The organism is Kitasatospora sp. NEAU-69, from assembly GCF_057158765.1.
In genome coordinates this window covers 1-21,903 of the sequence record NZ_JBWXUE010000035.1, presented here as the reverse complement: position 1 = coordinate 21,903, position 21,903 = coordinate 1, and the positions used below count along the sequence as shown (strand labels likewise).

Here is a 21,903-nt window from a genome sequence, read left to right as displayed (position 1 = left end):
CCGCACGCTTCAGTTGCCTCGCCACGGCCGACACCGGTGACACCATGGCGCCCATGTCCCGACGCACCCTGCCGGCCGCGCTCACGGCCCTGGTCACGGCCTCGGCCGTGGCGCTGAGCAGCTGCGGCGGCGTCACCACCTCCTCGACGGCCACGCCCCTGGTGGAGCACGGGACCGTCCGGATCGCCGAGGCCAGCGAGACGCCGAGCTTCGACCCGTACTCCACCTTCGGGGCCAGTCAGGCCCGCTACGCCTACGACTCGCTGGTCAACCTCGCCCCCGACGGCACCCTGGTCTCCGGCCTCGCCGCCTCGTGGCAGGCCACCACGACCACGGCCACCTTCACCCTCCGCCCGGGCATCACCTGCTCCGACGGCACCCCGCTCACCGCCTCCGCCGTGGCCCGGGCGCTCGGCTACGCGGGCGACCCGGCCCACCAGCTCGCCGGCGCCCGGAGCGTGCTGCCCGACGTCCCGTTCACCGCGAGCGCCGACGACCGGGCCGGCACCGTGTCGGCCGGCACCGCCGCGCCCTTCCCCTTCCTCACCCGCACCCTCGGCCTGCTGCCGATCGTCTGCCCCGCCGGCCTCGACCGGCCCGGCTCACTGGACCGCACCACCCAGGGCACCGGCCCGTACGTGCTCACCCACTACACCCCCGGCGGGCCCTACGAGTTCACCGTCCGCCAGGGCTACAACTGGGGCCCGAACGGGGCGACCACCGCCGCACCCGGCCTGCCGGCCCGGATCGTCCTCTCGGTGGTCCCGCAGGCGTCCACCACCGCGAACCTGCTGCTCACCGGGGGCGTCGACATCGCGACCGTGAACGGGCCGGACCGCGCCCGGCTCACCGGCCACGGCCTGGCCACCGCCGACGTGGCGACCGTCGTCGGGCTGACCTTCTTCAACCAGCGCCCCGACCGGGCCCTCGCCGACCCGGCGCTGCGCCGCGCCCTGGTGTCCGCGCTCGACCGCCAGGGCCTCGCCAACGTCGCCGTCGGCGGCACCGGACGGCCCGCCACCGACTTCGGCGCCGAGGGAGCCGTCTGCCACGCCGACCTCGCCGCCGCCAACCTGCCCGCGCAGGACGCCGCCGAGGCCCTGCGCGCCGCCGGCTGGACCCGCACCGCCGACGGCCCGCTCGGCAAGGACGGCCACCGGCTCCGGCTGCGCCTGATCACCAGCCCCGACCTCGGCCCGACCCTGCCGTCCGTCGCCGAGCTGATGGCCCGCACCTGGACGGCGCTCGGCGCGGACGTCCAGGTGACCACCGAGAGCCTGCCCGCCCTCGTCAACGCCATGTACCAGACCGGCGACTTCGACGTCGTGGTCGGCAGCACCCCGGGCTTCGCCCTGCCGGTCGGCTTCGTCCCGTTCTTCTCCGGCCCGCTCCCCGCCCAGGGCCTCAACTTCGCCGGCGTCGCCGACCCCGCGTACGACACCCTGGTCGCCCAAGCGCTCCAGGAAGCCGACACGACCGGCTGCGGCACCTGGAACCAGGCCGCCGCCGCGCTGCTGCGCGCGGCCGACGCCCTGCCGATCGCCGACGGCCTGAGCACCGTGTACGGCCACCGCACCACCTTCGCGACGAGCTTCGGCGGTCAGCTCGTCCCCACCAGCATCCGGCTGCACCGATGAACCGGGGGCCCGACGTGTCCTTGCCCAAGCTGCTCCAACCCCAGCTGCTCCGGCACCAGCTGCCCCGACCCCAGCTACTCCGGCACCCCTGGACGGTGTTCCTGGCGCGCCGCACGGCCCGGCTGCTGGTCTCCCTCGCGGTCGTGCTCACCGCCTCGTTCGCGATGGTCCGCCTCGTCCCCGGCGACCCGGTCCGCGCCGCCCTCGGCATCGACGCCGCGCCCGCCATGGTGGCCGCCCGGCGCCACCAGCTCGGCCTCGACGCACCGTTCCCGGCCCAGTACCGGCACTACCTGGGCGGCCTGCTGCACGGCGATCTCGGCACCTCGCTGGTCACCGGCACGCCGGTTGCCGAACTGGTCCGCACCAGGCTGCCGGCCACCCTGGAGATCGCCGGCCTGGCGTTCCTGGTCACCCTCGCCGTCGCCCTGCCCGGCGGGCTGCTCGCCGCCGTGCGCACCCGCGACGGCCGGCACCCGCGCAGCGAGCTGGCCTTCACCCTGGTCACCACCGGGCTGGCCGGGGTGCCGGACTTCGTGCTGGCCGCCGGGCTCACCGCGCTGCTGGCCGTCGGCCTCCAGCTGCTGCCGGTGGCCGGCGCGGCGGGCGCCGACTCCTTCGTCCTGCCGGTCCTGGCGCTCGCCCTCGCGCCGACGGCCGTGCTGACCCGCATCGTCCGGGTGGCGGCGCTGACGGTGCTGGGTGAGGACTACCTGCGCACCGCCCGGAGCAAGCGGCTGTCCGCCACCCGCCGCTACCTGCGGCACGCGGCACCCAACATGGCCACCGCCGCGCTCACCGTCGCCGGGAGCCTGCTGCCCGCCATGATCGCCGGGACCGTGCTGGTCGAGAAGGTGTTCGCCTGGCCGGGCATCGGATCCGCGATGGCGCAGTCGGTGGCGGCCGAGGACTACCCGGTGGTCCAGGCGATGGTGCTGATCCTGGGCACCACCGTGCTGCTCTCGGGCCTCCTGGTCGACGTGCTGCTGGCCGTGCTGGACCCGCGTTCGACAATCCGGGAGAGCTGAGGACCGTATGCGCCTTCCCCTCAGGCACCCGCGCTCGCCGATGGCCTGGGTCGCGGCGGCCATGCTGGCCTGCCTGGTCGTCCTCGCGCTGGCCGGCCCGCTGCTGTGGGGCACGGCGGCCGACCACCCCGACCCCTCGGTGGTGCTCCAAGGCCCTTCCGCGGCCCACCCGTTCGGCACCGACGGCCTCGGGCGGGACGTGCTCGCCCGGGTCCTGACGGCCACCCGGCCCTCGCTGCTGCTCGCACTGGCCGCGACCGCGCTCGGCGCGACCGGCGGCGTCCTGCTCGGCGCCGCCACCGCCGTGGTCGGCCCCCGGACGCGCAGGCTGCTCACCGCACTGATCAACCTGCTGCTCGCGTTCCCCGCGCTGCTGGTCGCGCTCTTCCTCGCGGTCGTGTTCGGCGCGGGCGCCGGCGGGGCGGTGCTCGCGCTGGCCGTCGCGGGCGTCCCCGGTTTCGCCCGGCTCGCCCAGACGCTCGCCGCCGGGGTCGCCGGCACCGACCACCTGGCCGCCGCCCGCGTCCTCGGCCTGCGGCGCCACCGGCTGCTGTGGCGGCACGTCCTGCCCAACATCGCCGAGCCGCTGCTGCTGAGCACCACCACGGCGGCGGGCACCGCCCTCGTCGCGCTCTCCGGGCTGAGCTTCCTCGGCCTGGGCGTCCAGCCGCCGGGCTACGACTGGGGACAGCTCCTCAACCAGGGGCTCGACCGCATCTACGCCCAGCCGCTGCCCGCCCTCGCCCCCGGCCTGGCCATCCTCTACGCGGCCATGACCTTCCAGCTCCTCGGCGAGGTCCTCGCGGGCGGCGCCGCCCGGCGCAGTCCGGCATCCCGAACGTCGTCACCTCCGACGATCACGCCGAGCGGGCCCGCCGAGGACGGCCTCGTGCTCCAGGTCGAGGGCCTCGGCGTCGAACTCCCCACCCCGGCCGGGGTGATCCGGCCGGTGCACGACGTGAGCCTGTCGCTGCGCCCCGGCGAGATCGTCGGGCTGGTCGGCGAGTCCGGCTCCGGCAAGTCGCTCACCGCGCTCGCCATCGCCGACCTGCTCCCGGAGCGCGCCCGGGTGACCCGGCGGACCCTGCGCCTGCTCGGCGCCGACCTCGCCGCGATGACGCCCAGGGAGCGCGACCACCACCTCGCCACCGGCCTGGCGATGATCTTCCAGAACCCCGCCTCCGCACTCAACCCCTCCCTGCGGATCGCCACGCAGCTCACCGAGACCGTCCGGGCCCACCGCGGCGCGAGCCGGGCGCAGGCCGCCGCGGAGGCCGCCGACGCGCTGCGCCGGGTCGCCCTTCCCCCCGGCCTGCTGCGCTCGCGCCCGCACCAGCTCTCCGGAGGCCAGCGCCAACGCGTGATGATCGCCTCCGGACTGATGGTGCGACCGCGGCTGATCATCGCCGACGAGCCGACGACCGCGCTCGACGTCACCGTGCAGCGCCAGATCACCGACCTGCTCGCCGACCTCCGGCGGGAGACCGCCGCCGCCATCCTGTTCATCAGCCACGACGTCGCCCTGGTCGGCGAGTTCTGCGACCGTGTGCTGGTGATGTACGCGGGCACCATCGTCGAGGCCCTGCCCGCCGAGCGGCTCGCCGACGGCACCCGGCACCCCTACACCCGGGCCCTGGTCGAGTCGGTGCCGGACCTCACCGCGGACCGCGACCGCCCGCTGCCGACGGTGGCGGGCACGTCCCCCGATCCGCGCACACCCGGCCCCGACCAGCTCACCCCCGCGCCCGACCAGCTCACACCCGCCCCCGGCTGCCCGTTCGAGCCCCGCTGCCCGCGCCGCCACGACCGCTGCGCCGAGCAGGCCCCGCCGCCGGCGGACCTGGACGCGGTCCACCGGGTCTCCTGCTGGTACCCGGTACCGGTCGGGGCGGAGGTGGCCGCGTCATGACCGCCCTTCAGGTCTGCGACCTCACCGTCCGCCACCACGGCCCGCGCGGCCCCGTCACCGTCGTGGACTCCGTTTCCCTGGAGATCCCGTCCGGCACCACGCTCGGGCTGGTGGGCGAGTCCGGCTCCGGGAAGTCGAGCCTGGCCCGCGCGATCGTCGGCCTCGTCCCCGTGCACGGCGGCCGGGTCCTGCTCGACGGGCGGGAGGTCCGCGCCCGCACCGTCCGCGACCGGCGGCGGCTGGGCCGGCTGGCCCAGGTCGTCCTCCAGGACCCGGACACCGCGCTGGACCCGAGGATGACGGTCCGCCAGACGCTCGCCGAGGCCGCCACCGTCTTCCACCGACTCGACCGGCGGGCCCGGGCCGACCGGGTCGCCGGCCTGCTCGAACTCGTCGGCCTCGACCCCCGGCTCGCCGACCGCCTGCCGCACCAGCTGTCCGGCGGCCAGCGCCAGCGGGTCGCCATCGCCCGCGCCCTGGCCGTCGGACCGGGCCTGCTGATCGCCGACGAGATCACCTCGGCGCTCGACGTCTCGGTGCAGGCCGCCGTCCTCAACACGATCCGCGAACTCCAGCGGCGGCTCGGCCTGACCATGCTGTTCATCGGCCACAACCTGCCCGTGGTCTGCCACGTCTCGGACACGGTGGCGGTCATGCAGCGCGGCCGGATCGTCGAGACCACCACCACCGAGGCCCTCCTGCGCGCCCCACAACACCCGTACACCCGGACGCTGCTCGCCTCCGTACCGAGCCTGAGGAGGCTCCGATGACGGTGCTCCGATGACCAGGACGGTGCTCCGATGACCAGCAGCCAACCGGACGCCATCGTGGTCGGAGCCGGCGTGATCGGCTCCGCCATCGCCCTGGAGCTCGCCCGCGCCGGGCGCCAGGTGCTCGTCGTCGACAAGGCCGGCGCCGTCGGCCACGGCTCCACCAGTGCCTCCAGCGCGATCATCCGATTCAACTACTCCAGCTTCGACGGTGTCGCCACGGCCTGGGAGGCCCGGCACCTCTGGACGGCCTGGCCCGACCACCTGCGGCTGACCGGCCGCCGCCCGCTCGCGTCCTTCCACCGCACCGGCGCCGTGCTGCTCGACTCCCCCGTCGCCACGCCCTCCGCCGTCACCGCCCTGTTCGACCGCGTCGGCGTCCCGTACGAGCGGTGGGACGCCGCAGCGCTGCGCCGGCACCTGCCCGGGATCGACGCCGGGCGGTACTGGCCGCCGAAGCCGGTGGACGACGACGCCTTCTTCGCCGGCCCCACCGGCGAGCTCGGCGCGCTGTTCACCCCGGACGCCGGGTACGTCGACGATCCTCAGCTCGCCGCCCAGAACCTCGCGGACGCGGCGGGCGAGCTCGGCACGCGCTTCCTGTTCCACGCCACCGTGGCCGCCGTCGAGCGGACCGCCGACCGGGTGACGGGCATCCGCCTGACCGACGGCGCGCGGATCGCCGCACCGGTCGTGGTCAACGCCGCCGGACCGTGGTCGGGAGGCCTCAACCGGCTGGCCGGCGTCGGGAGTGACTTCACCATCGGCGTGCGCCCGCTGCGCGAGGAGGTCCACCAGGTCCGCGCGCCGGGCTCCGTGCCACGCTCCGTGCCGGGCTCCGCCGTGGGCGGCCCCGTCGTCGCCGACCTCGATCTCGGCACCTACCTGCGGGTGGCCCCCGGCGGCCACCTGCTGATCGGCGGCACCCAGCCGGACTGCGACCCGCCCGAGTGGATCGAAGACCCGGACGCCGCCGACCCCCGCCCCACCGCCCGGCGCTTCCGGGCCCAGGTGACCAGAGCCGCGCGCCGGTTCCCGGCGCTCGGCGTCCCCAGCCAGCCCCTCGGGATCGCGGGCGTCTACGACGTCGCCGACGACTGGACCCCGATCTACGACCGCACCGCCCTCGACGGCTACTACGTCGCCATGGGCACGAGCGGCAACCAGTTCAAGAACGCCCCGCTGGTGGGCCGCTACCTGGCGACCCTGATCGACCGGGTCGAGGCCGGCCACGACCACGACGGCGACCCGGTCCGCCACCGCTGCGAGCACACCGGCAACGTCGTGGACCTGGGCTCCTTCTCCCGTCGACGCCCGGTCCGGGCAGGCTCCGCGCGGACGGTCATGGGCTGATCACCCGCAGTTCCCGCACCAGGTCCTCGACGACGCCGACCACGAACTCGGGTGCCTCGTGCGGGAAGTCGTGGCCGGTCCCGTCCGGCGTGTACACCAGCCGGGACGCCGTCGACGCCGCCAGGTACCGCACCCTGGTCCGCAGGTAGAAGCGGCTGATCCGCTCGGCCTCGACCGCGTCCCGGGCGCCGGCCAGCACCGCCTCACCGCCGATGAGATCCCGGGGTATCACCAGCACCAGCGGCAGGTCCCCGAGATCCCCGTCGTACACCACGGTCTCCCAGCCCACTCCCGCCAACCCGGACGGCGACAGCTCCGCGAAGATCGACGCGGCGGCGCAGCCCTGCCCGACCCGGCTACCGGGGCCGCGGCCGGCGCCGAACAGCTGCCGCACCGCCGCCAGCAGGAAACCACGGCGCATCCCCGCGACCAGCCGGTTGGCCGGCGCGAAGGCGATGACCTCCAGGGGTGTCGGGTCCAGCAGCACCAGCCCGGCCACCAGATCCGGCCGACGCCTGGCCACGTTCGCGACCAGTAACCCGCCGAAGGAATGGCCGACGAAGACGAACGGGCCCCGCTCGCCCGCCGCCGCCAGCGCCGCCGGCAACTCCTCCGCCTCGGCCGCCGTCGTCCGCGGGAACGGCCCGACATCGCTCCAGCCCGTCCCCAGGCGGTCGACCAGCACCGACCGGGCCCGGGCCGACAGCATCGTGTGCAGCTCACGGAAGTCCTCACCAGGGGCGTGCCCGCCGGGCACCCAGACCACCGTCGGCCCGTCCCCGGGCTCCCCCGCACCCAGGACGTGCATCCGGTGGCCGCCCACGTCCACCAGTCGCCCCGGCGGCGGATTCTCCCGCGCCTCCCGGGCCACCAGCACCAGGTGACGAACGGCCCCCGCCGCCAGCAGCACACCGACAGCCACCACCAGGCCACCGAGCACCACCGCCCACGCCGCCCCCACCCCGAGCAGCCCACCACCCACCGCCACCACCAGCACCGCAAGCGGCACGCCGAGCCAGTCCCGGCTCAGCACCGCGAGCAGGCGGCTCGCCATCCGTCCGTCCCGTCGCATCGGCCCTCCGCAACGGTGCTCGAAATGCAATCCCTGCCAGTCTCCGTCCACCGTCCACCTGCCACAACGGCAGGCCGACGCCCGAACGCGCGCCCGGGTGGCGGCCAGGCGACTCGCGGGATGACGTAACCCCGGGGGTCCTGAAGCGTTCTCACGATGTCCGACTGGTTCAACGACACGGGCGACAGCCACTGAAGGAGATCCGCACGGAGAGGTCCGAGTCCGGGTCCGCCCCGGCCCTCGCGGCTGTTCCGTTCACCGAGCCGGCCGAAACCGGTGCCGCGCCGGCGCAGCCGGCCACGGTGGGCCCGGAAGCCGTCCCCGTCCGCCGGCGTCTCACCGCGTTGGACGCGTTTCGCGGCTGTCTCGTGGTTCTGCGCATCTTCATCGGCAGCCAGGTGGCGGAGATCGCGGCTCCCGTCCTGCTGCACGCGAACGGGTTCGGGTTGACCGTCGCCGACTTGGTCGCTCCCGGGTTCCTGTTCATCATGGGCTTGGCGGTGCCGGTGTCCATGTGGCGTTTCTCCGGGCGCCGGGCGCAAGCGATCCGGGCGGGCCGGACAGGCGGCCGCAGCTGCTGCGCGTCGCTCTCACCCCCGGCCAGGCGTACTACCACGGCCCCCAGCGCAGCATCCACGACCAAGCCTGCGCCGGCCGGAACCTCCCGGACACGGACACCTACCCCACCGACTTCCTCGACCGCGTCGGCCTGGAAGGCTTCGGCAAGACCGTCCACGGGGACTACCTCGGCTGGGACTTCACCCAGCACTGCTACTTCTCCACCAGCCGGCCACCCGTCGGCTCCCACGAGAACCCCCTGGTCCCCTGGCAGTCCGTCGCCGCCAACCAACTGTCACCCGGTAGCCGGATCCACGTCCTCGACTGCGGCCAAGGGCTCTCCCCCGACACCTGCGCCCGGGTGAAGTCCGCGAACTGGCACGTCGACGACCTCTGCAGCATCGGCTGCGACGACGCCAAACACCTCGACCTGTACATCGGCGAACAGACCCAGGCCAACCTCGAGGACCAGGACTCCTACTTCGTCACCACGAACGCGAAGGTCCAGGCCGGCAGCCCCGAAGCAGCGAACTGACGTCTCGGGATCGTCGTCAACGGTGCTCCGGATTCTCGAAGTCGAATCGGCATCCCGCGTCCCACTCCGACCGCTGGTTCCCGTGCACCGGCATCCCCCCGGCGTCCTTGAGCATCCGCGCCACGTGCAACTGGTTCCACGTCATGAACGTGGTGTTCCGGTTCGTGAAGTCGTTCTCCGGCCCACCGGAACCCGGATCCAGGTACGACGGACCGGGCCCCGCCTCCCCCACCCACCCCGCATCCGCCTGCGGCGGAACCACGTAACCCAAGTGCTGCAGGCTGTACAGCACGTTCATCGCGCAGTGCTTGGCACCGTCCTCGTTCCCGGTGATCAGGCAACCGCCCACCCGACCGTAATAGGCGTACTGACCGTGCTCGTTGAGGATCGACGAGCAGGCATACAACCGCTCGATCACGCGCTTCATCACAGAGGAGTTGTCTCCCAGCCAGATCGGCGGAACACTCTGGCACCCTACCTGACCTGCGGCTATCGCAAGGAGCAAATCCGACGAGCAGATCGGGCTGTTTCGGGCCGGCGATCTGCAGATGCTGAAAGACCGCAGGGTCCAAGAGCTTCGGGAGCAGGCCGACGAGCTCTTCTCCAGTGCAGTCCGCGAGGACGTGCTCCAATCTCGCCAGGGCGCTCAGCACACCGCTGATGGTCACCATGGCGCGCGCCGTCTATGGCGCTCCTGGGCGCGACCCGTCGGAGCTGCTGGATCCCTGTCCTCGGGCGCTCAGCCCTGCGGAAGCGTGTACCGGTGGCACGTGAAGCACCGACCACGAACAATTGTGCCTATGGAGGCGTTAGCGCTTCGCCTGCTCAAGGTGCTCCTACCGGTGCTGGCCGCTCGGCTGGCAGTGGTCGGCTTGTCCGAGGATCAGATATTGCGCTGGCTGCGCCGGGACCCTCCTCGGCTGGCGATGCGATCGGCCTTGACCGCTGCTCTCGACGCCGTGGAAGTGCGTCACCCCCTCAGCGCGTCGACGTTCTCCGACAAGGCCTTCCTCGACTCCTCGCCAGTGGTCGGACTGCTGGCCCGATGTGTGCCACCACAGGAGCCGCCGACCGCCGCGGAGCTGGCCGGGCTCTATGTGGATCACGTGGGCCCGGGCCCTGATCGGGCAGGAGCCGTCGACCAAGCCACGCCCATGGCCGAGGACTTCCTCACCACTCTGCGTGAGCGGTTGCGTCACAGCGAAGCGTTCCGCCCCCTGTTCGACAGTGCCTCGGCCGACTCGGCGGCGGCCTCACTGATCCGGCTGGTGGAGGTACTGCCGGACCTGATGACCCGGCTCGACCGGGCGCCCGCTCGGCTGCGGTCGCATGTCAAGTCGCTCAGCACCCTGCGGGAACGGCTCACGGCGAACTTCATCGGCCGCGAGTTCATCATGAACGCGATCGACAACCGGCTCCTCAACCCCGACCGGCCCAGCGGGTACATCCTGATCCAAGGCGAACCGGGAATCGGCAAGTCGACCGTCATGGCCGAACTGGTGCGCACCCGGGACTACGTCCACCACTTCAATGTCAAAACCGCCGGTGTCGTATCCGCAGACCAGTTCCTGCGAAACATCTGCGCCCAGCTGGTCCTCAGGTACGAGCTGCGGTACGCGGAACTTCCGGCGGATGCCGGCCTCGACAACGCCTTCTTGGACATCGTGCTACGGGCCTCGGTCGAGGTGGCCGCGACGACAGGTGAACTGCCTCTGGTGATCGCGGTCGACGCGCTCGACGAAGCCGAGGAGCCGATTGGGGCGCAGGAAGGGATGAACCGGCTGCTGCTGCCGCACGACCTCCCCGACGGTGTGCATGTGGTGGCCACGATCCGCAGCGGAGTCGACGACCGTCTCGATGTCGCGCAGCGGGCCCTGCCGATCGAAATTCGCGACAACGATCCACAGAACATCGCCGATGTGCGGGCTTATGTCAGAGACTTCCTCCGTCGGCGGTCGGACGTCATGCCTCGGCGCCTGAGCGAGTGGAAGGTCGGGGCGGAAGCATTCACCCGCTCGGTCACCGACCACAGCGAGGGCAACTTCATGTACGCCGTGAAGATGCTCGAGGACATCGCGAGCGGCCGTATCACCCCGCGGACCTTCGGCGGTCTGGAGGGCCTGCCGAGCGGCCTGCAGGGCTACTACCGCCGCCACTGGCGCAGCATGCGCGACCCCGATGCGCGACGGTTCGACCAGGTCCAGCTCCCGGTGATCGGTGTCCTGGCCGCGGCCCCGGAGGCCGTCACCGCCCTCCAGCTGACCCAGTGGATCAACGGCAGCAAGGTCTTCGCCCCCATCGAGCAGCGCGACGTCGACCGCGTCCTCGCCGAATGGCAGCAGTTCCTCAACCAGGAACCGGGAATCCCACCGCGCTGGCGGATCTACCATCTGAGCTTCCTGAACTTCCTGGAACACGAGCTGGACCTCAGGCGGTACCGGTCAGCCATCACCGAGGCCATCCAAGGAAAAATCCACTGGTGATTCCTGATGCCCGAGCCTTTCGACGATCTCAACGACACGGAAATCCGGCGCTTCATCCCCATGCTGCTCCAGCAACCCGAGAAGCTGCCCTATGTAATCAAGACGCTGTCACACCCCGGCTCCACCGGCGCGAACGCCTGGTTCGCGGCCCGAGACCGTCGCCGCGAGCTCGATGGCTACCTGGCGGAGGTACAGGACGCCTGGCGCTTCGCGAACGGCCTGCCCCTTGGCGCCGAGACGCTCGGTCTTCAATGCATGTGCGCACTGATCCTCGCAACAGTCGCTGATCTTGCCGCGCAGATCCCCCCGACACTGAGCGAGCGCTTGATAAGTGGTGGCGTGTGGACGCGTGAACAGGCTGTCTCCTATGCCCGGGCCAACTACGACGCTGAAGCAGCCCTGGAGGCGATCAGCGACTCCGTGAAGAGTACGGCCGACGGCTCCACCGATCCTACTGTCGCCGCGCGCCGCGAGACGCTGCTCGCGCTGGCCCTGGCCACTGGCAGACGCCGGATGACGGAACGCAAGATGACGCTCTTCGCGAAGCTGGTCGACGGTGCCGCCCCGCACGAGATTGCGGCACTGCTCGATGGTGTGGCCGGCGAGCTGAACGAAGGCACCCGGCTGGGCGGGATGAGGGAGATCGTCCCCAAGGTTCCTCCGGATCTCCTCGCCCGCGCGGCGAAGATCGCCCGGGACTTCTCGTCCCCGAGCATGAGAGCCGAGGCCCTCGCGGTAGTCGCAGCCCGGATGGCCGACGACCGGCAGCCGCCGGTCCTCGATGAGGTGCTCGCGCTCGCTCGGTCGGATCCGACTAGGGCCCTGCTGGCGGAGCTCGCAGCAACTGTTCCCGACTCCTACCTCGGGGCGGTGGTTGCGCTCGCGGATCAAGTCGACGCGGAAGACGGCGCAGCTCAGCGCGTCGCCGCCGCCGTGCTCTGCCGCAGGGCCGAGAACGATCCCGATGCGGTCGACGCGGAGGCCGAGCGCCTGACCGGTGCGGAGAAGGACTTCGTACTGGCCGCCGTGGCCGTCTCGTTCGCCCGTCGCGGGGACTGGCCTCGAGCCATCGCGGTCACATCACGGATCGCCGATCAGGGCATGGCGCTCGACGACGCGCTCACCGCGATCCTCCCGGCGCTGCCGGACGTCGACAATGCCAGCTTCCTGCGCGAACTCACCAAGCTGGACGGAGGGCACCTCACCCGGTACTTGCGAAAGGCGATCGGGGCGATCCCGCTGACCGAGCACGCCGCCCGAGCACTGTTCGCGGTCGCCAAGTCCTGCTCCGACGAATTCGACCGCTCCGACGCATGCGCAGTGCTCGCACCCGCGCTCGGTGAAGAGCACGTCTCGGACCTGCTGGCAGGCATTCTGAGCGGCGAACTGCACTCTTCCGAAACGGCATTGGCCGATCTCGCCCCGGGCCTGACCCTGGCGCAGACGCGCGAAGCCTTCGACCGGCTCACCCCCGAGAGCCAGCTGAAGGGCGCCGAGAGCGCAACCGCCCTTGGACTGCGGCTGGCGGAGCTGGGCTACCCCGAGGAAGTCATTACCCGATTGAGTGAGGGTCAGCTGCAGTTCGAGCGGCCTGGGGCGCTGGCAGCCCTGGCGGCGCACGTACCGGACCAGTTGCTGCCAGCGATCCGAGCCGCATGCCAGCCCCGCTCGGTGACCGAGGAACGGATCGACGCTCTCCTGGCCCTCGTGCCTCATCTCGCCCCCGATCGGGCGGAGCTCGCGACAGGCGAAATCGTCACGGACGCCGTCGGAATACCGTCCGGGTCGGTCCGCCTGGCTGCGCTAGCGCGACTGGTCTGTGACGGCGTCCGGGCCGCAGAGGTCCCGCTCCTCGAGACGATCCAAGGGGCTTGCACTGCGCCGTGGGGCGTCAACTCCGACAGCGACGTAGTCAAGGCCCTCAGAGCCGCCGGCCCCATCGCCTGGCCACCGGGGCTCCTGCCGTCGCTCTCCCGCTTGAAGGCGCCGCACCGCCTGTCGGCGCTGCTCACCGTGGCACTCACCCCCAGCGCTGCCGCAGCACAAGCCGCACAGGCCGCAGTCGACCTGTTCCTGACGAGTCCGGAGGCCGTCGAGGACACCGACTGGGACTGGGATGAACCGACCAGTTCGACAGCAGTCGCCGCCGCCGTTCTCGCGCTGACGGACGATGAGGACTTCTCCCGGGCAGCGGACCGCTTCGTCGCGTTTCTGGGCCCGGCTGACCTCACTCGCGCGGTTCACCGAGGACAGACACTCAGATCCGCCCGAGTCAGGATTCCCCTGCTCAGGCTCCTCAGTCTGACTTTGCAGTCAGCACAGCAGCCGTCAGGAGAGGGTCAGGACAGCCCGGCAGGGATCGCCGCGACCGAATATGCACGTCGCGAGGAGTGGATCAACGACGACGAGCTGCTAGTCGACGCAGCTGTCGTGCTCGGTGCCGACCCGGCGCTGCGCGATGAGCTTCTGAATCTGGCCGACACAGCCGAAAGGACTGTAACCAAACCCGAGGCCGCGCTGGACCTGGCTCTCCAGATCTGTCGGATCCTCGACGATGAGACACCCGCCGATGTGGTCAGTCGCGGCGTGGCAGCCGTTCTCGATCTCAACAACAGCGACGCGTGGTGGTGCCTCACCTGGTTGGCCAAATGGGCGAACGAGCCGGACGTCGAGCGCCTCATCCATGCTCTCAGCGATCAGGCGACGGTGCAGTGCCGCAGCGACGTGGCGGCCTTCGCTGCGGCGGCGCTGGCTCGCCGGGCCGACGAGCTCGGTAACAGGGTTCTCGCCAGGGTCTCCCTTCGCTGTCTGAACCACGCCGCCGGGAATCTGGTCGAGGCAGCCGATGCTCTGGCGACTCTCCCGGACGACCTCCTCAGCGCCGCGGACCATGGAGACTATGACGATCAGGCATACGGCGCGCTCGCACTTGCAGCTGCGGAACGAGGCGACGCAGACCTGGTCGCAGTGGGCCTGGCGGGGATTTCCTCATCGTGGATCGGGCGGAACACCTGGCAGGACGCTCTGGAACACATAGCCGCTCGGGCCGAACCCGCGATCGCCGGCGACCTCCTGGACCTCGTGGGCGACCTGCCACCCTACCTGGGGGCGGAAGCGCTGGCCGTGCTTGCTTGCAAGTTCCCCCCGGCCGAGCGCGGCGCGGTGATCCTCCGGGCGATGACCGCGGCCTTGGAGCTCCCTGCCTCCTACCGGCGTCGCGTCATGGAGATTGTCGGTCCCCACCTCACCCCGTCCGCCACGACCGCGCTCGCGGATCTGTGGAAGGACGCCGTTCGAGCCAGCTCTGCATCACGTCGCGGCGACGTCCTGTCCGACGTTGCCACGTTCGCCGGACTCCTCGTCAGCTGCTTCGGACCGGCCGTGGCAAGCTCGCTAGCCGACGCGATAAGAGCAGGTGGAGCAGACCGTTGGCCCTGACAGCTGTCCTCGCGCGAGGGCAGAATTGTGGCGGGGGATACTTCGAGTGTGTGGGCGCCATGACCTCGCCAGGGCAAGCTCAGGCCCACGGCCCGCGGGCCGAGCGACAAGTCCGCTCACCGAGCACGCCGGGATGTTCCGCGCTCGGGTCAGGAACCAGGTCCGGCGGCTCTGCGCGCCGCCCCCAGGTCTCCTCCGAGGGGCACTTCACCACCTATCGCCCCCGGACACCCCTGACATGCTCCAGATGCCAGAGTGTTACCCCCACCCCAGACCGGCGGAACACTCTGGCACCCTACCTGAACTGCAGAAACAAAGGAACCAAGGCCAACTGACTGCCGCCGCGAGATTCCAGGCGCACGACAACGCGGGCGCTTCTCGCACCCCCTTGACCCCCAGCATCGGGAGCTCCTCCCCGCGCGCTCGGGGTTGCTCCGACGCAGAACTGGTTGGACGCCTGCGGGTCGTCCATCTCCCCGCGCGCTCGGTGCTACTCCCCGGACCCGGGCCGGAACACCCTGCGGGCTGGGCTTCTCCCCGCGCGCTCGGGGCTGCTCCGATCTGCGACCGTTGGTCCGCATCAAATAGCGCCCCTCCCCGCGCGACCGGGGTCACGCCGAGGACCAACACACCGACGCTGACCGCCACATGGCGCACCCAACCACTGCGCCGACACCGGCGCCGACCCCGATGCCCTGCATACCATCGCCTCACTGACATCGGCAGCGGCTTCGACGCCGACCGGCTCACCATCACCGCTACCCTGTAAGTCGCCACACCTCAACGCTCCTTGACATAAGCAAAGAACAAGAAAGGCCCCGCACTACCGCAGCTGGTGAAGCCCCTCCCCGCGCGCTCGGGGCTGCTCCCGAGGATGGCGTGAAGCCAATGGAGTGGTTACTCTTCTCCCCACACTCGGGGCTGCTCCGCCCTCCATGTCCGGGCTGACCTGAACGAATGCCTTCTCCCCGCGCTCGGGGCTGCTCCGGCCGAGCTGTTCGCCCACTTCGACCGTGGCCACTTCTCCCCGCGCGCTCGGGGCTGCTCCGGTGATCCGCTCTGCAGCGAACACATACTCGGCCTTCTCCCCGCGCGCTCGGGACTGCTCCGATGGGCTTCGGGATCCGCTTCGCCGCCAGTCCTTCTCCCCGCGCGCTCGGGGCTGCTCCGAAGCGCCGCTAGGCGCCAGCGGGCGGCCCCAGCTTCTCCCCGCGCGTTCGGGGCTGCTCCGGCCCGGGTCGCGGTGATCCTGCTGTCCCAGGACTCCTCCCCGCGCGCTCGGGGCTGCTCCGATCTGCGACCGTTGGTCCGAGGCAAATAGTGCCCCTCCCCGCGCGACTTGAGATCTAGCGGTCGTTGCAACACCCCAGACCAGGGGACGTTGTGACCTTCGAGATCCGCAAGGACCGAGGTCCTCAGGGGCGGAAGAAGCTGACCGCTGAACGGGCGGCATACTTCGAGCTCATGCGTCAGGGCTTCGGCACCGGCCTGCTCACCATCACCGCTACCCTGTAAGTCGCCGCACCTCAACGCTCCTTGACATAGGCACAGAACAAGAAAGGCCCTCGCGTTACCGCAGGTGGCGAAGCCTTCTCCCCGCGCATTCGGGGCTGCTCCGTCGGCGGGCCGGGTGCACGCGGCGTAGACCTCCGTCTCCCCGCGCGCTCGGGGCTGCTCCGCTCGCGGCGATCAGCCCGAACACCCTGACCTCCTCCTCCCCGCACGCTCGGGGCTGCTCCGGCGACCATCTGCGGCACGCTCACCTCGGCCAGCTTCTCCCCCGCGCTCGGGGCTGCTCCGACCTACGCGGTCTTCCGGACCTACCGGGCCGATTTCTCCCCGCGCACTCGGGGCTGCTCCGTCGACCAGGTCCAGCATCAGCACCGCCGGGTGCTTCTCCCCGCGCGCTCGGGGCTGCTCCGCCGCCTGCGAACTGCGTAGGCAGGTCCCGGCGCTTCTCCCCGCGCGCTCGCGGCAGCTCCGCCGTGGCTGGTCATGTTCGACAGCGCCGCCATCTTCTCCCCGCGTACTCGGGGCTGCTCCGCACACGCCGTTCAGCATGCCCTCGCCGTTGTCCTCCTCTCTGCACGCTCGGGGCTGCTCCGGACCCCACCCGCCTGGCCGTCGAGACCCACGGGCTTCTCCCCGAACGCTCGGGACTGCTCTCCTCTCTGACTGCCAGTCACGAGATTGGCCACCCTTTTCCCCACCCGCTCGGGGCTGCTCCGCGCTGTCTGCGCCAGAATCCGGACCACGTGATCTTCTCCCCGCGCACTCGGGGTTGCTCCGACGCAGAACTGGTTGGACGCCTGCGGGTCGTCCATCTCCCCGTGCTCGGGGCTGCTCCGGAGCTTGATAACGTCCTTCGGAGTCGGCGGCGCTCCTCCCCGCGCGCTCGGGGCTGCTCCGTCCCGCCATGGCAGAGGCTCCGAGCCCTTCAACTCCTCCCCGCGCGCTCGGGGCTGCTCCGGAACCGTGCCCCTCACGCGGCCCGACCGCCGACCTCCTCCCCGCGCGCTCGGGGCTGCTCCGACGCTGGTCAGCACCGGATGCGCCATCTGGCTCTCCTCCCCGCGCGCTAGGGGCTGCTCCGTCCCGCCATGGCGGAGGCTCCGAGCCCTTCAACTCCTCCCCGCGCGCTAGGGGCTGCTCCGGTGACTGGGGAGGCCCTGCAGGACTGGCTGGACTTCTCCCCGCGCGACCGGGGTCACTCCGAGGACCAGCACACCGACGTTGGCCACCACATGGTGCACCGAGCCACTGCGCCGCCACCGTCGCCGACCCCGATGCACTGCACACCATCGCCTCACTGACATCAGCAGCGGCTTGGGCACCGGCCTGCCCACCACCACCGCTACCCTGTAAGTCGCCACACCTCAAAGCTCCTTGACATAAGCAAAGAACAAGAAAAGCTCCCGCGTTACCGCAGATGGCGAAGCCTTCTCCCCGCGCGCTCGGGGCTGCTCCGAACGCGGCGTCCACGGCGACCAGGACGCAGCGCTCCTCCCCGCGCGCTCGGGGCTGCTCCGCCCTTCGACCCGAGCGACACCCGGTGGGACGGCTCCTCCCCGCGCGCTCGGGGCTGCTCCGTTGATTGTGGCAGGCCAGCAGGCGGTTACGCCCTCCTCCCCGCGCGCTCGGGGCTGCTCCGTCATATCGGATGAACGATGCTTCCGCTAGCTTCTCCTCCCCGCGCGCTCGGGGCTGCTCCGATCGCCACCCGCAGTGCGGCGTCGGCGAAGTCCTCCTCCCCGCGCGCTCGGGGCTGCTCCTCAGGCGGGCAGGACTGGCCGGGGCGGGTGGTCCTCCTCCCCGCGCGCTCGGGGCTGCTCCGCCGTCCAGGATCAGCAGGCGCTGGATCATCACCTCGTCCCCGCGTGCTCGGGGCTGCTCCGCCGACGGACCGTCAGATCGGGTTGGATTCCCCTCCTCCCCGCGCGCTCGGGGCTGCTCGGTAACCCGGCGTCCCTCGACCGCCGATAACGGCTCGGGCATAGGCTCCTTCCCGTGCAACAAGGCCGTTGAGGTTGCCCAGAGCCTGCGGGCCGATCTGCCTACGACGCGGAGGCTCTCGCTCCGGACGTGGGGTTCTCCGGCGGCTCCTTCGAACTGGTGATCGCGTTTTGTCGTTTCTCTGCGTTTGTCAGTGGCTACGCATAGCATCCGCGGCGTGGATCCTAGTAACGATGCCTCGGCTGGCTTACAGCCTCAGTTGGTTGATTGCGCGTTGTGGGGGAAGTCGGATGGACTTCCGCCGGGAGTGGTGTATCCGCTGATCGGGCACCTGCTCGACGCTGCTGCGGTGGCCTGGTGCGCGTGGGACCTGTTCCTGGTTGAGCAGCAGCGCCGCGTCCTGGTGCGCGGCATGGGCCTGGACCCGGCGGTGGCTGAGGAGCGGGAGTGGGTTCGGGCGCTGGTGGCCTGTTGGGCAGGCTGGCACGATCTGGGCAAGATCGGCGCGTTCCAGCTGAAGGACACTGCTGCGTGCTCTCGCCTGTCCGGCTATCCGGTCGTTGATCGGAAGCGTTCGGCTTCTCATGGTGAGGCCACGCACCTCTTCCTGGCGTCTTCGCTTCCCGGGGTCGGCTACGACGGAGAAGGGGACGGTCTCGCGCTTGCGTCGCCGGCCCGGCGGGTTGGCCAGCTGCTTGGTGGTCATCACGGGCGGTACTTCTCGCAGCCCTCCTCGCGCTCTCTCCAGCATGCGGTGATCCGGGAGCGGGAGTTGGGCGGCGGCAGGTGGGAGGAGCAGCGCGCGGTTCATCGGGATGCGGTGGCTGCGGCCGTGGGTGATCCGGCTGCGCCTGTTTCGCTGTCGGTGGAGGCTCCGGTGCTGGCGACGGAGCTGGTGGTTCTGTCCGACTGGTTGGCCTCTCAGGAGCACTATGTCGAGGCCCAGTTGCTGGGGATGCAGGGTGTCGGGCCGGACGCGGTTGTGGGGCATTGGGAGCGGGCGCTGTTGGCGGCGCCGGGGTTGATCGCGCAGGCCGGGTTGGGTGTGCCGCAATGGAAGGAAACCCCGCTGGTATGACGTTCCGTGACTGGTTTGGCTTCGAGCCTGTCAACGGCCATTGAGATGCCCAGGTGGGTGGCCGTTGGGTGTCCAGGCTGGTGGCCATCAGATGCCCAGGTGGGTGGCCAGTGGTGTTCCTGGGGTGGGGGTCAGTTCAAGGGGACCACTCCCTTCCCGGCGAGGGCCTCGGCGAGGCGGTGTGAGTCGCCAGTGGTGGTCACGAGGTGAGCGTGGTGCATGAGGCGGTCGGTGCTGGCGCCGGCGAGAGTCTTGGGCATGATCGTGTCGAAGCCTGAGGGGTGAATGTTGCTGGTCACCGCGATGGACCGGCGTTCGTAGGCAGCGTCGATGATCCGGTAGAACGCCTCGGCGGCGTCCTCGCCGACCGGCAGCAGGCCGATGTCGTCGATGACGATGAGGTCCGCGCGGCAGATCCGGGCGACGGTCCGGGCGGTGGACCCGTCGACCTTCGACTTCCCGATCGCGGCGCTCAGCGTCTCCAGGGTGAACCAGGACACCCGCAGGTCCTTCTCGATCGCGGCCTGGGCCAGGCCCTCGGTGAAGTGGCTCTTGCCCGTCCCCGACGGGCCGGCGATCACCAAATTCTCGGCGCGGCCGATCCACTCCAGGGTGATCAGGGAGTTCTGGGTGGGTTCGGGGATGGTGGAGTCCTCGGCCCGCCAGGAGCCCAGGGTTTTGCCGGTGGGGAAGTTCGCCGAGTGGCGGCGAAGGCGCCGGGTGGCCGCGTCGCGGCCGGTGACCTCCTCGGCTATCAGCAGCCGCAGGACCTCGGCGGGGTCCCAACGCTGGGCTCGGGCGGTGGCCAGGACGTCCGGGGCCGCTTTGCGCATGTAGGGCAGGCGCATGCGGCGCATGAGTTTGTCGAGTTCCTCGGGGATGGCGGGCGGGCTGGGAAAGCTCATGGGGGTGCCGTTCTCTTGGGTGACGTGCAGTCAGAATGCTGTGGTGGGCGGCGTGTTGGCTCAGCGGCCCAGGGCCTGCCAGCCGATGGTTCCGTTCTGGACGGAGTGGGCCTCGTCCGCGCGCACGACCTCGCCGGCGGGCTTGCTGTCCGCGATGTGTCCCAGGATCGAGAGCAGGTCGTCGTCGGCGAAGCGCCCGGCCGTGGCCGCCAGACCGAGGGCCTGGTCGACTTTGTCGTTGCCCAGGACAGTGGCCAGCTCGACCGCGCGGGCCATCTTGGCGCGGATGCGGATCGCGCCGGCGGGTCCGGCCTCCTTGAGCCAGCGCCCGGCCCCGGGCCCGATGCCCACGAACGCGATCTCCGCCTCCGAGCGCGGCCGCAGCCGCGGCTGGTGAACGCTGCGGCCGTCCGGGTGGTCGGGATAGTGCGCGTCGATGATCTGCGGAACACCCGGGGTGGACAGCTGGTGGCGCCAGATCTCCGACAGGTCCCCGGATTCGGTGCGGGCGGTGATGGAGAGTTCCTCGCCGACGACCCGGCACCACACCCTCGCGCCGGTATAGCCCGGCGGGGTCGAGTAGCGCACCGAGTTGAAGCTGATCGTGCGGTCCGAGCCGACCAGCCTCTCCTCGCCCAGCGCGAGCGCGAGCGGCTCGATGGGCAGGACGTGCAGGGTGGTGCGCTCCACGTCCAGGCGGCTCGCGGGTATCTGCCCGGTCGCCCGGTGACGACGGGAGTTCACCTGCTCGCACCAGGTGCGGCAGGCATCGGTGAGCTCGGCGAAGGAGTCGTAGGCGGGCAACAGGTTCGCATCCGTGGGCACCAGGTCGGCCTTCGCGATACGGACCGTGGCCTCCGCGCCGCCCTTCGACTCGGGGTCGTAGGGCACGCAACTGACCACCTGGCAGCCGTAATGCCGACCCGCGGCGACCATCTGTGGATGACGTACCGGGATCCCGGCGATGTGCTCGACGGTGACCGTCTTCGCGTTGTCCGTCAGTACATACGTCGGCGCCCCGCCAATCCGCCGCAACGCGGTGTCCAGGCAGGCCACCAGCGTGCCCAACGTGCAGTCCCAGACCGGGATCACGACCCGGAACCGCGACCAGGACAGCCACGCGCAGAACAGCCAGGTCCGCCGGCCGCCGATCCGCGGCCCCTCGCCCCAGTCGAACTGCAGCCACCGGCCCGGCTCGGGAATCCAGGGTCGGTACGTCCGGCGCTTGCCCGTCTTCCACGCGGTCTTCGCCGCGTTCACCGCCCGCCTCGTCGAGCGCGCACTTCCCCGGTAGCCCATCTTCACGAGCTTCTCGTGGACCACATCGGCGCGGATCGTCGCCTTCGACTGCTCGACCCACTCCTCGACCTTCTCCAGGAACGCGTCGATCATCTTCGGCCGCGGCTCTCGCTCATAAGGATTGCGCCCGCCGTCGCGGGCCTCGACATACCGCTTGACCGTCTTCGGGTCGTGCCCCGCCAAGCTCGCCGCCGACCAGACCGTCCCGGTCAGGTCGTACGCCTCAAGGATTTCCATGATCTCTCTGTCAGACTTCGTCACAGGACCTCTCCGACCGGTTCGCTGATGCTTCGCAAACACCAGCAAACCGGACGGAGGGGTCTCCTTCGATAAGGAAGCGATCAGGAACACCACAGGTCAGACGGCCATCCACCTGGAATTCCGG

The 21,903-nt window shown here is 71.0% G+C and carries 13 protein-coding genes, 1 pseudogene and 1 CRISPR repeat array; of the genes and pseudogenes, 10 read left to right on the top strand and 4 right to left on the bottom strand.

Going from position 1 to position 21,903, the window contains the following annotated elements; genetic code table 11:
• Nucleotides 1–53 precede the first annotated feature (53 nt).
• From AC060L_RS30625 to AC060L_RS30605, 5 genes are read left to right on the top strand one after another with little or no spacing between them, the layout of a single operon-like run.
• A complete protein-coding gene (locus AC060L_RS30625) occupies nt 54–1,637 on the top strand; it encodes an ABC transporter substrate-binding protein (RefSeq protein ID WP_483802212.1) in 1,584 nt (527 codons plus the stop codon).
• A gap of 14 nt (nt 1,638–1,651) precedes the next feature.
• Nucleotides 1,652–2,665, top strand: a complete 1,014-nt coding sequence (locus tag AC060L_RS30620; RefSeq protein ID WP_483802211.1) for an ABC transporter permease — start codon at nt 1,652–1,654, stop codon at nt 2,663–2,665.
• Between the two features lie 7 nt (nt 2,666–2,672).
• Complete coding sequence (locus AC060L_RS30615) at nt 2,673–4,574, top strand: dipeptide/oligopeptide/nickel ABC transporter permease/ATP-binding protein (protein WP_483802210.1); 1,902 nt, start codon at nt 2,673–2,675, stop codon at nt 4,572–4,574.
• Complete coding sequence (locus tag AC060L_RS30610) at nt 4,571–5,344, top strand: ABC transporter ATP-binding protein (protein ID WP_483802209.1); 774 nt, start codon at nt 4,571–4,573, stop codon at nt 5,342–5,344. The genes AC060L_RS30615 and AC060L_RS30610 overlap by 4 nt, the downstream gene beginning before the upstream one ends.
• A 30-nt stretch (nt 5,345–5,374) precedes the next feature.
• The gene (locus tag AC060L_RS30605) at nt 5,375–6,697 is read left to right on the top strand and encodes an NAD(P)/FAD-dependent oxidoreductase (protein ID WP_483802208.1); all 1,323 of its coding nucleotides are present in this window, start codon (nt 5,375–5,377) and stop codon (nt 6,695–6,697) included.
• Here AC060L_RS30605 and AC060L_RS30600 read toward each other — a convergent pair.
• The gene (locus tag AC060L_RS30600; protein WP_483802207.1) at nt 6,687–7,769 is read right to left on the bottom strand and encodes an alpha/beta fold hydrolase; all 1,083 of its coding nucleotides are present in this window, start codon (nt 7,767–7,769) and stop codon (nt 6,687–6,689) included. The two genes, AC060L_RS30605 and AC060L_RS30600, sit on opposite strands and share 11 nt — an antisense overlap.
• 514 nt (nt 7,770–8,283) lie before the next feature.
• Between AC060L_RS30600 and AC060L_RS30595 the strand changes: the two genes are divergently transcribed.
• Nucleotides 8,284–8,862: a hypothetical protein gene (locus AC060L_RS30595; RefSeq protein ID WP_483802206.1), complete on the top strand. Its 579-nt coding sequence runs from the start codon at nt 8,284–8,286 to the stop codon at nt 8,860–8,862.
• Between the two features lie 16 nt (nt 8,863–8,878).
• Here the strand turns inward: AC060L_RS30595 and AC060L_RS30590 are convergent.
• Nucleotides 8,879–9,319, bottom strand: a pseudogene (locus AC060L_RS30590) (flavodoxin family protein); the annotation flags it as partial.
• 343 nt (nt 9,320–9,662) lie between these two features.
• On the opposite strand from AC060L_RS30590, the gene AC060L_RS30585 reads away from it, so the two are divergent.
• The 4 genes from AC060L_RS30585 (at nt 9,663) to AC060L_RS30570 (ending at nt 19,314) form a co-directional block, all read left to right on the top strand.
• Nucleotides 9,663–11,345 carry an AAA family ATPase gene (locus AC060L_RS30585; RefSeq protein ID WP_483802205.1) on the top strand — a complete coding sequence of 561 codons (1,683 nt, stop codon included), beginning with the start codon at nt 9,663–9,665 and terminating at the stop codon, nt 11,343–11,345.
• A 6-nt stretch (nt 11,346–11,351) separates the two neighbouring features.
• Entirely contained in the window at nt 11,352–14,783 is a 3,432-nt protein-coding gene (locus AC060L_RS30580; RefSeq protein ID WP_483802204.1) for a hypothetical protein, read from the top strand.
• 1,383 nt (nt 14,784–16,166) lie between these two features.
• Nucleotides 16,167–16,298: a hypothetical protein gene (locus tag AC060L_RS30575; RefSeq protein ID WP_483802245.1), complete on the top strand. Its 132-nt coding sequence runs from the start codon at nt 16,167–16,169 to the stop codon at nt 16,296–16,298.
• A gap of 1,423 nt (nt 16,299–17,721) precedes the next feature.
• Nucleotides 17,722–18,238: direct repeats of the CRISPR family, unit length 29 nt; unit sequence CTCCTCCCCGCGCGCTCGGGGCTGCTCCG.
• 191 nt (nt 18,239–18,429) lie between these two features.
• Nucleotides 18,430–19,314, top strand: coding sequence for an HD domain-containing protein (locus tag AC060L_RS30570; RefSeq protein ID WP_483802203.1), 885 nt, complete (start codon nt 18,430–18,432; stop codon nt 19,312–19,314).
• Between the two features lie 131 nt (nt 19,315–19,445).
• Here the strand turns inward: AC060L_RS30570 and istB are convergent, their stop codons facing one another.
• Both istB and istA read right to left on the bottom strand, forming a co-directional pair.
• Complete coding sequence (istB, locus tag AC060L_RS30565) at nt 19,446–20,219, bottom strand: IS21-like element helper ATPase IstB (protein WP_483799922.1); 774 nt, start codon at nt 20,217–20,219, stop codon at nt 19,446–19,448.
• A gap of 60 nt (nt 20,220–20,279) precedes the next feature.
• Nucleotides 20,280–21,755: an IS21 family transposase gene (gene istA, locus AC060L_RS30560; protein WP_483799923.1), complete on the bottom strand. Its 1,476-nt coding sequence runs from the start codon at nt 21,753–21,755 to the stop codon at nt 20,280–20,282.
• Nucleotides 21,756–21,903 lie beyond the last annotated feature (148 nt).

Coding starts and splice junctions, on each gene's coding strand:
- AC060L_RS30625 (WP_483802212.1), top strand. CDS start 54: ATGTCCCGACGCACCCTGCCGGCCGCGCTCACGGCCCTGGTCACGGCC.
- AC060L_RS30615 (WP_483802210.1), top strand. CDS start 2,673: ATGCGCCTTCCCCTCAGGCACCCGCGCTCGCCGATGGCCTGGGTCGCG.
- AC060L_RS30610 (WP_483802209.1), top strand. CDS start 4,571: ATGACCGCCCTTCAGGTCTGCGACCTCACCGTCCGCCACCACGGCCCG.
- AC060L_RS30605 (WP_483802208.1), top strand. CDS start 5,375: ATGACCAGCAGCCAACCGGACGCCATCGTGGTCGGAGCCGGCGTGATC.
- AC060L_RS30600 (WP_483802207.1), bottom strand. CDS start 7,769: ATGCGACGGGACGGACGGATGGCGAGCCGCCTGCTCGCGGTGCTGAGC.
- AC060L_RS30585 (WP_483802205.1), top strand. CDS start 9,663: ATGGAGGCGTTAGCGCTTCGCCTGCTCAAGGTGCTCCTACCGGTGCTG.
- AC060L_RS30580 (WP_483802204.1), top strand. CDS start 11,352: ATGCCCGAGCCTTTCGACGATCTCAACGACACGGAAATCCGGCGCTTC.
- istB (WP_483799922.1), bottom strand. CDS start 20,219: ATGAGCTTTCCCAGCCCGCCCGCCATCCCCGAGGAACTCGACAAACTC.
- istA (WP_483799923.1), bottom strand. CDS start 21,755: ATGGAAATCCTTGAGGCGTACGACCTGACCGGGACGGTCTGGTCGGCG.